15 protein-coding genes and 1 tRNA gene are annotated in these 13,360 nt (G+C 46.0%); 9 read left to right on the top strand and 7 right to left on the bottom strand.

What is annotated here, in order from left to right:
• The 3 genes from Q0241_RS18025 to Q0241_RS18015 form a co-directional block, all read left to right on the top strand.
• On the top strand, positions 1-360 hold a 360-nt coding region (locus Q0241_RS18025), incomplete at its 5' end, for a hypothetical protein (protein WP_299380293.1).
• A 63-nt stretch (positions 361-423) separates the two neighbouring features.
• Positions 424-732, top strand: coding sequence for an NADH dehydrogenase ubiquinone Fe-S protein 4 (locus Q0241_RS18020; RefSeq protein WP_299380290.1), 309 nt, complete (start codon positions 424-426; stop codon positions 730-732).
• A 10-nt stretch (positions 733-742) separates the two neighbouring features.
• A tRNA-Arg gene (locus Q0241_RS18015) sits at positions 743-819 on the top strand.
• Positions 820-840: 21 nt separating this feature from the next.
• On the opposite strand, the gene Q0241_RS18010 is transcribed toward Q0241_RS18015, so the two are convergent.
• The 3 genes from Q0241_RS18010 to argE form a co-directional block, all read right to left on the bottom strand.
• The gene (locus Q0241_RS18010; RefSeq protein WP_299380287.1) at positions 841-972 is read right to left on the bottom strand and encodes a hypothetical protein; all 132 of its coding nucleotides are present in this window, start codon (positions 970-972) and stop codon (positions 841-843) included.
• Positions 947-1,567: an amidohydrolase gene (locus Q0241_RS18005; protein ID WP_299380285.1), complete on the bottom strand. Its 621-nt coding sequence runs from the start codon at positions 1,565-1,567 to the stop codon at positions 947-949. Before Q0241_RS18005 ends, Q0241_RS18010 begins: the two co-directional genes overlap by 26 nt.
• Positions 1,568-1,642: 75 nt before the next feature.
• Positions 1,643-2,806, bottom strand: a complete 1,164-nt coding sequence (argE, locus tag Q0241_RS18000; protein ID WP_299380282.1) for an acetylornithine deacetylase — start codon at positions 2,804-2,806, stop codon at positions 1,643-1,645.
• A 285-nt stretch (positions 2,807-3,091) separates the two neighbouring features.
• On the opposite strand from argE, the gene Q0241_RS17995 reads away from it, so the two are divergent.
• Positions 3,092-4,003, top strand: a complete 912-nt coding sequence (locus Q0241_RS17995; protein WP_299380279.1) for a LysR family transcriptional regulator — start codon at positions 3,092-3,094, stop codon at positions 4,001-4,003.
• Positions 4,004-4,028: 25 nt separating this feature from the next.
• Here Q0241_RS17995 and Q0241_RS17990 read toward each other — a convergent pair whose 3' ends face one another.
• A complete protein-coding gene (locus tag Q0241_RS17990; RefSeq protein WP_299380277.1) occupies positions 4,029-5,264 on the bottom strand; it encodes an ROK family transcriptional regulator in 1,236 nt (411 codons plus the stop codon).
• 141 nt (positions 5,265-5,405) lie between these two features.
• Here Q0241_RS17990 and Q0241_RS17985 point away from each other — a divergent pair, with 141 nt between their 5' ends.
• From Q0241_RS17985 to ugpC, 5 genes are all read left to right on the top strand, one after another.
• A complete protein-coding gene (locus tag Q0241_RS17985; RefSeq protein WP_299380274.1) occupies positions 5,406-6,650 on the top strand; it encodes an extracellular solute-binding protein in 1,245 nt (414 codons plus the stop codon).
• 14 nt (positions 6,651-6,664) lie between these two features.
• Complete coding sequence (locus Q0241_RS17980; protein ID WP_299380271.1) at positions 6,665-7,552, top strand: carbohydrate ABC transporter permease; 888 nt, start codon at positions 6,665-6,667, stop codon at positions 7,550-7,552.
• Positions 7,553-7,644: 92 nt separating this feature from the next.
• Positions 7,645-8,400 carry a carbohydrate ABC transporter permease gene (locus tag Q0241_RS17975; RefSeq protein WP_299380268.1) on the top strand — a complete coding sequence of 252 codons (756 nt, stop codon included), beginning with the start codon at positions 7,645-7,647 and terminating at the stop codon, positions 8,398-8,400.
• Positions 8,397-9,431 (top strand): carbohydrate kinase family protein, encoded by a 1,035-nt coding sequence (locus Q0241_RS17970; RefSeq protein ID WP_299380265.1) that lies wholly within the window; start codon positions 8,397-8,399, stop codon positions 9,429-9,431. The genes Q0241_RS17975 and Q0241_RS17970 overlap by 4 nt, the downstream gene beginning before the upstream one ends.
• A complete protein-coding gene (ugpC, locus tag Q0241_RS17965; RefSeq protein ID WP_299380262.1) occupies positions 9,428-10,528 on the top strand; it encodes a sn-glycerol-3-phosphate ABC transporter ATP-binding protein UgpC in 1,101 nt (366 codons plus the stop codon). Before Q0241_RS17970 ends, ugpC begins: the two co-directional genes overlap by 4 nt.
• Before the next feature lie 7 nt (positions 10,529-10,535).
• Here the strand turns inward: ugpC and Q0241_RS17960 are convergent, their stop codons facing one another.
• The 3 genes from Q0241_RS17960 to Q0241_RS17950 all read right to left on the bottom strand — a co-directional run bounded on the left by Q0241_RS17960 (position 10,536) and on the right by Q0241_RS17950 (position 13,283).
• Positions 10,536-11,132, bottom strand: coding sequence for a PAS domain-containing protein (locus Q0241_RS17960; protein WP_299380259.1), 597 nt, complete (start codon positions 11,130-11,132; stop codon positions 10,536-10,538).
• Positions 11,133-11,289: 157 nt separating this feature from the next.
• Positions 11,290-12,270 carry a peptide ABC transporter ATP-binding protein gene (locus Q0241_RS17955; RefSeq protein ID WP_299380255.1) on the bottom strand — a complete coding sequence of 327 codons (981 nt, stop codon included), beginning with the start codon at positions 12,268-12,270 and terminating at the stop codon, positions 11,290-11,292.
• Positions 12,270-13,283, bottom strand: coding sequence for an ABC transporter ATP-binding protein (locus Q0241_RS17950; protein WP_299380252.1), 1,014 nt, complete (start codon positions 13,281-13,283; stop codon positions 12,270-12,272). Before Q0241_RS17950 ends, Q0241_RS17955 begins: the two co-directional genes overlap by 1 nt.
• Between the last annotated feature and the right edge of the window lie 77 nt (positions 13,284-13,360).

Raw genomic sequence — 13,360 nt, 5'->3', positions numbered from 1 at the left:
GAATATCGTCCGCATAGCTCATCCGCGCAATTCACTGAATTATGGCAGCGCGATCATGCGACGCCTGCGATGATGGCGAAAGTATACGACCGTTGGCGTGCGCGCAGCCTGAACCCAGGCGGAAAAGATACGCCGCACACGCCCATCGTCGCGCCCAGCGTGCAGGACACACGCGCCGCCCTTATCCGCCGCGCCGCCGAACGGCCATTGCCTGTCCAAACACCCCCGCAACCCACTGGTATGGCAGCACAAATGCGGCAGCGGATGCAGGTTCAGGCCGCGTCAACCGGGGCCGCAAAGCCGCAAAGTTTGGCCGATGTGAAAGCAATGCTCAACTCGGCCTTTCACCGCGATATGTGATTGAAATCTCTCGACGTCAGGGCTATCGCAACAGTCATTACCTGACTCCAAGCGAGAGCGCATATGTACGCGAAAATCTATCGACCTGAACCTTCTGCCATGACGTCGGGACGGGCGCATTTAGATCAGTGGATTCTGGAATTCACGTCCAATACGCCGACGATGATTGATCCGCTGACGGGGAATGCTCGATCAATCGACACGCGCGAACAACTTGATATGAAATTTGTCACGCTGGAAAGCGCCGTCGCCTACGCCAAGGCCAACAACATTCCGCACCGCATTATCAATGCACCCACATCGCGCGGACGTATCCGGCGGTCTTATGCTGATAATTTTGCGTATGACCGCAAATTGCCTTGGACGCATTAGTCTAAATTTTGGACCTATAGCTCAACTGGATAGAGCAGCCGCCTTCTAAGCGGCAGGTTGCAGGTTCGAGTCCTGCTGGGTCTGCCAATTTCTAATTAAATCAACAGCTTACTGTCCGCGATTAAACGCGGAATTGAGCATATTCTTTACATCCGCCAGAGACTGCGTCTTGGTTTGCTCCAAACGTTCCGCTGCGGCACGAATGGCAGCGTGATCAATCGGGCTGCGGCTTGGCGGCATGACCGCCCTTGCCTTCGACGATAATTTCAAACTGGTCGGTCGCTGCAAAAAACGCACCAGAGCGGATCGAGAAACTGCCAAGGGGCGCACCGGGCCAGTTGTGCATTCCATAGACTTCCTGAATGTTCCAGCGATCCATCATGCCATCTTTGCACATCTCACGTCCGCCGCCGCCGCCTTCTTCAGCAGGCTGGAAAATAACAGCAACAGAGCCATCAAAATTTCGGGTCTCAGAAAGATATTTGGCAGCACCAAGCAACATCGCCGTATGTCCATCATGGCCACAGGCATGCATTTTACCATCTACTTTGGACGCGTACTCAAGACCAGTTTCTTCATGGATTGGCAAGGCATCCATATCAGCACGCAAGCCAACAACTTTACCGGAACTGGTTTGATTACCCTTGATAATACCAACAACACCTGTACGGCCTATACCTGTAACAACCTCATCAAGGCCAAACTCCTTTAGCTTTTCAGTGACAAAACTTGCGGTTTCCTCTACGTCGAATAAAAGCTCAGGATTCGAATGAATTTCTCTACGCCACCCTGTAATTTCATCGTGAAGTTCTGCAAACCTGTTTATAATCGGCATTGTTATTCCTTAATTCGGTATCTCAACTGTTCGTTATTCAAATTATTCTTATCAAACTCTGGACAAATTTGATTCTTAGCTAGCTAAACGTTCAATCAGGCGTCGCTGAAAATCAATACCTGCATTCAATTGCTCGACAGACAAATATTCGTTTGCCGCGTGGGCTTGCGCAATATCACCGGGGCCACAAACAATCGTCGAATATCCACCGTCCTGAAACTGTCCGGCCTCTGTGCCGTAAGACACAACATGTTCGGCATTATCACCTGTAATCTGGCGGACCAACCTTTCAGCCGAACCATCAACTTCGCGGCGACATCCCGGCACATTCCCCCTGACTTCAATCTCAATCTTCGCAGATGGAGCAATGCGTTGCATCTCTGCTTCCAACTCTTCGGTATAGGCCCGATAAGCCTCAAGGTATTCCATCGGGTTTTCAGATGGTAGCACCCGAAAATCAGAAGAAAAGGAGCAATCTTTTGCTGTTATGTTGTGCGCGGTCCCTCCCTCAATGACACCGCAATGCAAGGTCGTATAAGGGGGGTTAAACAAGGCCGTCTCAGGTAGATTTTCGGTTCGTTCTTTATTTTCCAACATCTTTTGTTCATGCCAAACAACGAGTTTGGCGGCGACATGTACGGCGGACACGCCCGTATGAACCAGACTGGAATGAACTTCAAAACCGCGGACTCTGGTTGTCAGACCTAAAGCTCCTTTATGACCAGAGACCACCTTCATCATAGTGGGCTCACCAACAATCACAGCTTCGGCTTTCACTTTTGGCGCCATGTCCTCAATCATTGATGGAGCCCCTAGGCATCCAATTTCTTCGTCATAAGAAAGGGCAAGATGAATAGGGCGTTTCATCTTTGCTTTGAGCATTTCCGGAACCAGCGACAGAGCTATTGCAGAGAAGGCTTTCATATCAGCGGTTCCGCGCCCATAGAGAAGACCATCCTTCTCGATAACCTCAAAAGGATTTGTATCCCAAGGCTGGCCATCCACGGGAACAACATCTGTATGACCAGATAAAATCACGCCCCCATCTGTATCCGGACCAATTGAAGCCCACAGATTGGTTTTAGTACCATCAGAATTTTGAACACGATGAGAGCTAACACCATGAGAATTTAAATAACTCTCAACAAACTCAATCAGAGGAATATTACTGTTTCGTGACACAGTATCGAACGAAACCAACTTCGCAAGCATTTCTTTTGCTGAATAATACTCAGTCACAAATTACTCCCGTATGCCACCTGCCTCAATAAAACAAAGCAAACAGCAAATAAAAAAGGCCACTATTTCTATTACCAGTATTGAGGGGAAATATGAAATCTCAATATCTGTATCAAATGACTTGTTTGCACAGACAAATTACTAAGCCATCAATGTCGGCACCTGATGGGCACAAGTAACTTGCCTGTACTGATCAACAAGAAGGCCACGAACAAAGAATTGAATCAATGCATAATGATGTATATAGGTATACAAAAAAAGCATAATGGATATCAAGACATGCGCATGCGACAACTAGAGGCTTTCAGGGCCACAATTCTTAACGGCACCATATCTTCTGCGGCAAAAAGCCTCAAAACCACACAACCAACCATTAGTCGCTTGCTGGCTGATTTAGAATATTCCTTACAGCTCAACCTTCTTCACCGTCGAAAAGGCAGGGTAGTTCCCACACCAGAGGGCATGGCGTTCTATAGAAAACTTGATGAAGTTTTTGATGCTTTTTCGAAGCTTAAAAATGCAGCAGAAGACATATCTCGGAATAAGCAGCAAGATATTCGAATTATCTCTCTAGGCGCATTGTCGGTAAGTATAATCCCCGAAATTCTAGAGGAATTCACAGCCAATCATCCAAAAGTATCGATTACCCTGAACACAACAGATGTTAAAAGCTATTTCAACATGATTATGGATGAAGATCTTGATATCGCATTTGGCAACCAGATGGGAGAACAACCAGGTGTCGAACAGGCTATTTTAGCCAAGGTAGACTATATTTGTGCCTTAAGCCCAAACCATCCCTTGGCAGAAAAAGACGTTATTTTTGAAGAAGACCTTATTGGCGAAAGACTTATCGCGCTTGATAGTGACGAGGTCTTGGCGTTTCATCAACACACTGACCTATACAAACGTATAAAACCAGAAACACCCTTTAGCACACAACATTCAGCAAATGCCTACTCCCTTGTCTGCAAAGGACTTTGCAGTGGCATTCTGGAACCTTTTTCTGCACCTGTCTGGGCAGCAAAAGGGGTTAAAATCCGCCCCTTCAAACCATCAATTTCTTATAAATATTCTGCTTATTACAAAGAAAACAGAAAAGACAGTTGGGTCATTCGTGAACTACTGGAAATCGCGAGCAAAAAATTTAAACGCTATGAGAAAGCTGAACAGCTTACTGAAATTTTCGACCAATAGTACTGCCTTCACATAAGGGAAAGCCTTATGTCCGCCCTACTGGTTTTTTTGAATGACTATATAGCTCAGCATTAAATTCATAAAAAATTGGCACACTCGCGGCGCCATGTGCCGGAGCAGAAGGAGCACTAACGCCCAGCAATACCCGCTGCTCCAACGGCTTTAACTGTGTGACCACCGAGGGCAGCAGAGGATTTAGTAGATCCAAAAGTGCTTGGGCGATTTTCGGGGGCAGCAAACCGCCTATAAAAATAACCTCTGGGTCAAATGAACTCTCAAGTGCAAGAATACCTATTCTAAGTTTTTCTGCAGCCTCTTGTAACCAGCTCATAAAAGCCGGATCTTTTACTTCGAAAAGCTTCTCAAGGTTTTCAGGTGAACTATGATGGTTATCTTCCTCTCCCAGAGCATGATACGCCGCGCGTAAAGAAACGTATTGCTCAAAACACCCCTTATTACCGCATTCACACACCTTACCATCAGTTTCAACAAGGATATGACCTATTTCACCAGCTGCGCCCCTCACGCCATGATAGATCTGTCCGTTGAGAAAAAGCCCTGCACCAAGCCCCATTCCAATAAAAACATATACAAAGTTATCAAACTTTTTCCCGGCGCCATGAAGCCGTTCCGCGATAGCCGCTGCATTAGCATCGTTTTCTACGATAACTGGTAAACCTATGCGTCGCGAGAGGTTATCTTCGAGGGGATAACCAACCCACCCAGGCCCCACACCCGTTGGACCACTTACATCAAACGGTCCCGGAATAGCGACACCAACACCAAAGACACGCTGTTTTTCGACTTTACCTGCTTTAATAACCTCATCAACGAGGCGAGCAAAAATTTCTATACCTTCTTCTGCAGAAGGCCTGGAAACAGTCTTTTGGATCTTTGCGCATTCTTCGCCAGCCAAGTTCACTAAAATAGCGAGGGCAAGTTGGTGGTCCATTTGTATGCCAACAGAAAATCCCCCTTGTGAATTCAGTCGATAGGGGCGCGCAGGTTGCCCCCTTTTTGCTTTTTGCGGCTCGCCCGCAATCAACAACCCACGTTGTTCCAACTCGGCAACAAGATTTGATATTGTCTGAACGGAAAGAGCCGTAGCCCGTGTAATTTCAGCACGCGTCAACTCCCCATGCCGCCGAACAGCATCAATGACAGCTCTTAGATTATGCTCTTTTGCATGTTCCAGATTCGTCCCCAAAACCCCAGACTTAACTGCATGATTTTCAGCACTTTTATTTTTTTCCGTTGCCATACGACAATTCCATGCTAGATTAATTAAATCAAATTGAGTTAATAAATAACACTATCCACTCAAACTGCCACAGACAAATAAAAACTACAAACTTTTGTGAACCAGTCTTTGTGGCAATAACCTTAAAACAGGGAGGTTAATATGAAGAAAAGTAAACTACTTATGGCAGCGGCACTCGGGGCACTTGTTACAGCTTCTCCTGCCAACGCTGAAAAGACCCAATTAAGCGCTCTTTTCATGGCTCAAGCGGCTTACAGCGAGCAAGATATCGAAAACATGACCGAGGCCTTTGAAAAGGCAAACCCAAGTGTTGATGTTAAGATGGAGTTTGTTCCCTACGAAGCGCTACACGATAAAATCGTGCTCTCTCATAATGCTTCAGAAGGCTATGACGTCGTTCTCTTTGATGTGATCTGGCCCGCTGAGTTTGCACAATACGGGCTGTTGACTGACGTCAGCGATAAAATTAATTCTGCTACAAAAGAAGAAATTCTTGAAGGTGCCTGGACCACTGTTGAATACGGCGGCAAGTACTATGGCATGCCATGGATTGTTGACACCAAATACCTTTTCTATAATGAAAAAATGCTAAAAGAAGCGGGAATATCCAAACCACCAGTTACATGGTCAGAGCTTACTACCCAGGCACAGCTTATTAAAGACAAAGGCATCGTCGACTATCCTTTAGTCTGGAGCTGGTCACAATCAGAGGCCGTAATTTGTGATTACGCAACCTTCCTGTCCGCCATGGGCGGTGAATTTCTCGATGCCGATGGCAAGCCTGTCTTTCAACAAGGTGGCGGCTTAAAAGCATTGGAATACATGGTTGATTCAATTAAACTTGGCCTAACCAATCCGAATTCACGTGAATATTCCGAAGAAGATGTACGTCGGACTTTTTCAAGCGGGCAAGCTGCCTTCGCAGTGAACTGGACCTATATGTATAACCTTGCTAACGATCCCAAGGAATCATCCGTTGCGGGTCATGTGGGCATCGCCCCTGCACCCGGTGCAGAAGGTATCAGTACTGCTTCTGCGGTGAACGGGTCCATGGGGCTTGGCATTACATCCAAAAGCAAACACAAAGAGCTGGCTTGGAAATACATTCAACACCTGTCATCCAAACCGGTTCAGGAAGACTTTGCAAAATTAAGTTTGCCCGTATGGAAATCTTCCTATGAAAACCCAGAAGTCACAAAAGGGCAGGAAGAACTTTTGAAGGCAGCAAAAGTTGGTCTGGCAGCAATGTACCCACGTCCGACCAAAGCATCCTATCAGGAAATGTCTTCAGCCCTTCAGGTCGCGATCCAAGAAGCCCTGTTAGGGTCAAAAGAACCAGCAGAGGCATTAAACGAAGCCGCTGATGTTGCAGCTGACCTAGACTAGAGTAGTTAAAGTCAATGGTCCGTTTTACCAAAGCCACAACTGCGTGGCTCCTGCTAACCCCGATGATGACCATCATCATCGGGGTGGTCGGATACCCCCTAATCAAAACAGTTTATTATAGCTTTACCGCTGCCCACCTTGCATCACCAGCAACAACAGACCGTTGGGTTGGTTTCAAAAATTACATCAAAGCACTTGGTAATTCTAAATTTCTGGATTCAATAGAAAACACCGCTTACTTTGTTTCTGTTTCTGTCTCTGCTGAAATAATTATTGGTGTGCTAGTTGCCCTGCTCTTAAATCAGGCTTTCAAAGGCAGAACTCTTTTACGCGCACTTTTAATTCTTCCTCTAGCGCTTCCCACCGTGGTCAACGCCATGATGTGGCGGCTCATTTACGGCCCAGATTTCGGGGCACTCAATGCTCTTCTGACACAGGTTGGCCTTTTGGCAGAATACCAAAGTTGGCTAGGAGATCCCGACCTGGCGCTGTGGATGGTGGCAATTGCAGACATATGGAAAAACTTTCCTCTGGTCGCCCTCATTACCCTAGCCGCATTACAGACCATCTCAAAGGATCTGATCGAAGCTGCCACTTTGGATGGAGCAAATACATGGCAACGCTTTTGGACAGTTGTTTTCCCGGCAATAGTCGCCCCCGTTAGTGTTGCCCTTGTTCTTCGCACGATCGAAGCCTTCAAAGTCTTTGATATCATCTACGTCATGACCCGTGGTGGCCCAGCAAACAGTACTAAAACCGTTAGCTTCCATGTTTATCAAGAAGCCTTTGCCTATATGCGAATTGGCTCTGGTGCTTCTTATGCTCTCATCGTCGTTCTTATCAGTGCCCTTCTGATTGCCACCTACCTCTGGCTGATCAAAAAACAGGGGAATACAACATGATCAAGCGAAGTAAAATTCAAACAGCAATTGTTTACAGCTCAGCCATATTACTGGGCCTTGTTCTTCTCTGCCCTGTATTGTGGCTATTCATAATGAGCGTCAGTTCTACCAAAGACCTGACCACACTGCCCTTGTCATGGATACCAGCGGATATTTCCTTTAATAATTACATCAGCTTGATAGGCGACTTTGATAGCACCAGCGCAGAATCTTTTCTTTATGCGCTTAGGAACAGTCTGATTGTTGCAATATCAGCTACTGTTTTATCTTTAAGCGTTGCAATACCTGCAGCTTATAGCCTGTCTCGTCTTCCCGGCAAACGAAGGAGTAGTTTACTTTTCATCGCCATCGCAACCTTTATGATGCCACCAGTCGCATTGGTATTACCCCTTTATTCTGCCATGGCATCTTTAGGGCTTCTAAATACACACATCGCCTTGATTGCCGTCTATTGTGGCGTACTGGTTCCTTTCACGACCTGGCTTTTAAAAAGCAATTTTGATGCAATTCCAATAGATCTAGACGAAGCCCCGCTTATAGATGGCGCTAATCGACTTCAGATCATTTGGTACATTACTTTACCTATCGCGAAACCAGCACTCGGTGCAGCCGCATTAATGGCCGTCCTTATGGCTTGGGATGAGTTTTTCTACGCCTTACTTTTCACGAACGATATCAGAGCAAAAACGCTTCCTGTTGCCATCGCAGATTTTGCAGCAGGCCGAGTTGCCGATTACGGCCTGATCTCTGCCGCCGGTATCCTAGCCACAATTCCACCAGTTTCTATGGCTTATTTTTTACAAAAATCGCTCGTATCCGGGCTAATGAGCGGGAGCGTAAAGGGATGATTGAAGCACCCAACCCTAAAGACAATTTAAAAAGCCCAGAAATCATAACCGTTGGAACCGTGAACGTTGATTTAATCATGGGACCACAAGTACCTTGGCCAACACCCGGAACCGAAGTCATTTTACCCGATGCCAACCTTCGTGAAGGTGGCGGTGCAGGTATAACAGCAAAAGCCCTTACCGCACTGGGTATCCGTCATCGCATGGTTGTTAATATTGGCAACGATCTCTTTGGCGATTGGCTTATGCAACAATACCCTGACCTTGCGGATGACTGGATTATTGACAGTGTTGATACTGCTCTCACTGTTGGGATCACTCACCCCGATGGAGAACGTACTTTTTTTAGCACCCCCGGACATGTAGCCCAGTTTCAACCCTTGGAATTACAAAACAAGCTTGCGGGGATGGATCTAAACAATGTGGTTGTTCTTTTTGTCGGGACATCATTAATGCCAACAATTCGTCCTGCATTGACCAAGATTTTTCAATTCGTGAAATCCAAAGGCGGGCAAATTGCCTTGGATACCGCGTGGCCATCCGATGGGTGGACAGAAGAAACACGATCCGAAGTTATAAGCTGGTTGCCCTATATCGACATCGCCTTGCTCAATGAAGCTGAAGCAAAGGGTCTTTTGTCATCATCTTCTTCAAAAGAACCAAATTCTCACTCGCTTGATTATCAATCCTTGCTCAAAACGATGCCTCAAAACGCGTTATTTGTGACCAAGTTAGGTGAAGAAGGGGCAAGGGTAGATAGGTTGGGGTCCCCAGCGTTGAGCTTTCAATCAAGAGAGACAGTCGTAAAAGATACAATTGGTGCAGGAGATTCCTTTAACGCAGGTTTTTTAGCTGCTTACGCAAGATCCCAATCGATAGAGACCTGCCTGCAAGTAGCGATAGATACGGCTAGCCACGCGATTGCATCTCACCCCCGACGCTACCCCAGCGATCAGGACGTCGGCTTAGCAAACTGTTCAAGCCCAAAAACAGACCACAAGATTACCCAGAAAAGGACGCAGGTAGTATGACCGCACTATCACTTAAAAATATAAATAAGAGTTTTGGTGATATCCGGGTTATTCAAAATATAAATCTGGACATAAAGCCCGGAGAGTTTGTCGTCTTTGTCGGCCCATCGGGCTGTGGCAAGTCCACCCTGTTGCGAATGATAGCCGGACTGGAAGACATTAGTTCTGGGGAGTTTTGGATTGGAGATCGGCGAGCAGATCAATTACCAGCCTCTGAACGTGATATTGCTATGGTGTTCCAGTCATATGCTCTCTACCCTCACATGACACTCGCCGAAAATATTGGCTTCCCTTTGCGGTTAGCAAAGCTGCCGAAAGACCAAATAAACAATAAAGTACAAGAAATCGCGTCGATCCTGCAACTTGAACATCTTCTCGACAGAAAGCCAGGTCAAATTTCCGGGGGGCAACGTCAACGTGTTGCTATAGGACGATCACTTGCTAGGGACCCAAAAGTCATCTTATTGGATGAGCCTCTTTCCAACCTGGATGCAGCCCTTCGATTAGAAATGCGCATAGAGCTAGCCAAGTTACATAAACAGCTTGAAGCCACAATGATCTACGTAACGCATGATCAAGTAGAGGCAATGACGCTCGCCGATCGCATTGTAATTCTCAACAATGGCGAGATTGCTCAAATTGGTTCTCCGCTTGAACTATACCAAACTCCCATAAACACATTTGTTGCAGAATTCATTGGTTCGCCGAAAATGAATCTTTTTCCTGCCAGCGTAAACGAGAAAAAATCTCAGAAAAAAAGCATTCAAATTATCGGTTCTAACGATGAGTTCGCTGTAGATACCAATCAACACCCACCACAGGAACTACAGACAGGGAACCAAATACAAGTAGGCATACGTCCCGAACATTTAGTGCCTTCAGATACAGGTAAAATCAAAGGCACAGTAACAAGTACAGAACAGCTAGGTTCTGATACCTATATCTATTTCGATTCAGATACGATCAAACAGGCTGTCGCAAGAATTAATGGCGTGGCATCAATTAGGCCTGGCGAAAACATTTGTTTTGCTGTCGCACACGAACATTATCACCTCTTCACCTCGAAAGGGAACCGCATTAAGCCAACAGTTCTTTGAGCAATAATTACGAAATATCTATCTTCGAAGATGGTTTTCTTTTACTTGGTACAATCGCCACAATCAGGCGATCAACATCCCCGGTATTACTAAGCGGAAGAATTAAACGATCCCACACTTGCATTTTTAATGAATGGTGTGGTTCGTGCTGGGTATAGAGGGGCTCTTTGCGCTGAACAACCGCACGGTAGGTTATTGTAAAAAATGCCCTGAGCGGGGTCCAAATATCTGTTAGCAAAAGTCCGGTAAGATCTCTGCCAGGTTCATTCATTATAGCAGAACCATACAGGCGATATCTAAAGTTTTCGCCCCCATCCAAAACATCTAAAACAGCTAAGTGTCCAAGAATTGATCGTAGTTCCATAGGATCAACAGCATCCGGCGACGCGGCAAAATTATCGCCCCGAGCCTGATTCCACCATTCCAGAAAGTAGGCAAGTTGATCCCCCGGAAGGTTTTCAGGTCCGGGATTCCAAATCAAGCTTGGCTTAGGGCTACCTAGCTTCTGAAGTAACAGATCCACTTCACGATAATCTTCTCGAACAATTTCTTTCGTACGATCCCATAAAGCTTCTGTAGAAAAGTTTATATCTTCAGATTGCACACTTCACCCCGAACAAACTCTGTATACAATATTATTAACACAGCTAAGTCATCGTTTAAACGAATTAAAAATCTCTTTCGAATCAATTGGTAAACAAAAAAATGCGCTCAACACAATTGAGCGCATTTTTAAAGAAGTAAGAAGGCTGAAGCTAAAGCTAACTTCGTCCCTCTTCCACCGCGTGACACGAAACAAGTGCACTGCTCGTAGATGCCAAAATTGGTCGCTCTGCTTTGCAGCGATCGTTAGCAAGTGGACAGCGTGGATGGAAAGAACAACCAGATGGCGGGTTCAATGGAGACGGTAGCTCCCCGACCAACTTGATACGGTCTTTCTTTCTATTTGGATCAGCAACAGGTGTTGCTGATAAAAGCGCACGCGTATATGGATGCTGAGGATTACTGAAGATCTCATCCCGTGTCCCATGTTCCACGGGTTGCCCGAGATACATCACCAAAACATCATCTGCGATGTGTTTTACAACAGACAAATCATGCGAAATGAAGAGATAGGCAAGATCCATTTCTTCCTGTAAATCAGTCAACAAGTTCAGTACCTGTGCCTGAATGGAAACATCCAATGCAGAAACGGGTTCGTCCAAAATCACAATTTTTGGTCGCAACATTAGTGCCCGGGCAACTGCAATACGCTGTCGCTGTCCGCCAGAGAACATATGTGGGTAACGATCAGCCTGTTCAGGTCGAAGACCAACACGCGACATCATGGAAAGCACTTCTTCGCGTCTTTCAGAAGCTGACATCTTGGTATTAATCTTCAACGGCTCGGCCAGAATATCACTGATCTTTTGACGTGGATTCAAAGAGCCATAAGGATCCTGAAAAACAATCTGCACCATCTGACGCAGCGTAATCATGTCTTCTTTACTATGCGCAGACGCGATATCCATGCCGCCGAGTATCAGTTCACCCTCTGTTGGTTTCTCAATAAGAGTAACCAGGCGGGCAAGCGTGGATTTACCACACCCGGATTCACCAACAACAGCCAGTGTTTTTCCTGCTTCTAGCTTAAATGTTGCCCCATCAAGTGCCTTTACAGTACCACCTTTGGAGAACATTCCCCCTTTAACATCATAATAACGCTTGAGGTTATCGGCTTTTAATACAGTTTCAGCACCCATTATGCAGCTCCCCCTGAAACAGAGACATCTGATGCAGAAACACCGGGATGACCATTCGATGGTTTTCCATCAACCAAAGGATAATGGCACAGAACCTTACTTGCGTGATCCGGTGCTTCTTTTCTGCATTTGTCTGTTGCAAACTGACAACGTGGATTAAAAAGACATCCCGTCGGCCTGTCTAACAACCCAGGAACAACACCAGGAATAGATGGCAGTCGCTTACTTGTCGCACGTTCGGGCAAAGCATTAAGCAAAGCATAGGTATAAGGGTGTTGCGGCTTATCAAACAAACCGACAACGTCCTGACGCTCTACTTGCTGGCCCGCATACTGAACATTCACAACTTCAGCAGTTTCAGCAACAACCCCCATATCATGGGTAATCAGAACCAAGGCCATGCCTTTTTCTTTTTGTAATTCACCCAAAAGCTCAAGAATTTGAGCCTGAATTGTCACATCCAAAGCCGTTGTTGGCTCATCAGCAATCAACAAACGTGGATTACAAGCAATCATCATTGCGATCATCACACGTTGGTTCATACCACCAGACATCTGGTGCGGGAACGCACGCAATCTGGTTTCCGGTGCAGGAATACCAACCAAGCCCAAAAGCTCAATTGCTCTTTTTTCCAACTCTTTCTTGGTACCGCCCAAGTGCTCTTTGATCACTTCCATGATCTGATAGCCGACGGTGAAACAAGGGTTAAGACTGGTCATTGGCTCCTGAAAAATCATGGAAATATCTTTCCCAATGATTTGACGACGCTCTTTTTTGGAAATTGACAATAGATCAATGCCATCAAAGAGCATCCGATCGGCTGTAATGTTTGCCGTCCAAGGCAACAAGCCCATCAAAGCCAACATGGAAACAGATTTACCCGATCCGGATTCACCAACAATCGCAACCATTTCCCCCTGATCAATTTCCAGATCAACACCATCAACAGCACGAAACAAACCATGCGCGGTCTGGAATTCGACAGAGAGATTTTTAATATCCAATAAACTCATGGGATCAAGACCTCTTCATCTTAGGATCAAGGGCATCACGCAGACCATCACCCATCAGGTTGATAGCCAAAACAGTC

The organism is uncultured Kiloniella sp., assembly GCF_937128705.1.
In the GTDB taxonomy this organism is placed as follows: domain Bacteria; phylum Pseudomonadota; class Alphaproteobacteria; order Kiloniellales; family Kiloniellaceae; genus Kiloniella.
The sequence above is the reverse complement of the archived record's forward strand: the minus strand, read 5'-3'. Positions and strand labels throughout refer to the sequence as shown.

Bases quoted from the DNA above. Each gene is read 5' to 3' on its own strand.
- Q0241_RS17955 (WP_299380255.1), bottom strand. From the start codon at position 12,270: ATGGGTGCTGAAACTGTATTAAAAGCCGATAACCTCAAGCGTTATTAT.
- Q0241_RS18020 (WP_299380290.1), top strand. From the start codon at position 424: ATGTACGCGAAAATCTATCGACCTGAACCTTCTGCCATGACGTCGGGA.
- Q0241_RS17990 (WP_299380277.1), bottom strand. From the start codon at position 5,264: ATGGCAACGGAAAAAAATAAAAGTGCTGAAAATCATGCAGTTAAGTCT.
- Q0241_RS17970 (WP_299380265.1), top strand. From the start codon at position 8,397: ATGATTGAAGCACCCAACCCTAAAGACAATTTAAAAAGCCCAGAAATC.
- Q0241_RS18010 (WP_299380287.1), bottom strand. From the start codon at position 972: ATGCCGCCAAGCCGCAGCCCGATTGATCACGCTGCCATTCGTGCCGCA.
- Q0241_RS17985 (WP_299380274.1), top strand. From the start codon at position 5,406: ATGAAGAAAAGTAAACTACTTATGGCAGCGGCACTCGGGGCACTTGTT.
- Q0241_RS17975 (WP_299380268.1), top strand. From the start codon at position 7,645: ATGAGCGTCAGTTCTACCAAAGACCTGACCACACTGCCCTTGTCATGG.
- Q0241_RS17980 (WP_299380271.1), top strand. From the start codon at position 6,665: ATGGTCCGTTTTACCAAAGCCACAACTGCGTGGCTCCTGCTAACCCCG.
- Q0241_RS17950 (WP_299380252.1), bottom strand. From the start codon at position 13,283: ATGAGTTTATTGGATATTAAAAATCTCTCTGTCGAATTCCAGACCGCG.
- ugpC (WP_299380262.1), top strand. From the start codon at position 9,428: ATGACCGCACTATCACTTAAAAATATAAATAAGAGTTTTGGTGATATC.
- Q0241_RS18005 (WP_299380285.1), bottom strand. From the start codon at position 1,567: ATGCCGATTATAAACAGGTTTGCAGAACTTCACGATGAAATTACAGGG.
- Q0241_RS17995 (WP_299380279.1), top strand. From the start codon at position 3,092: ATGCGACAACTAGAGGCTTTCAGGGCCACAATTCTTAACGGCACCATA.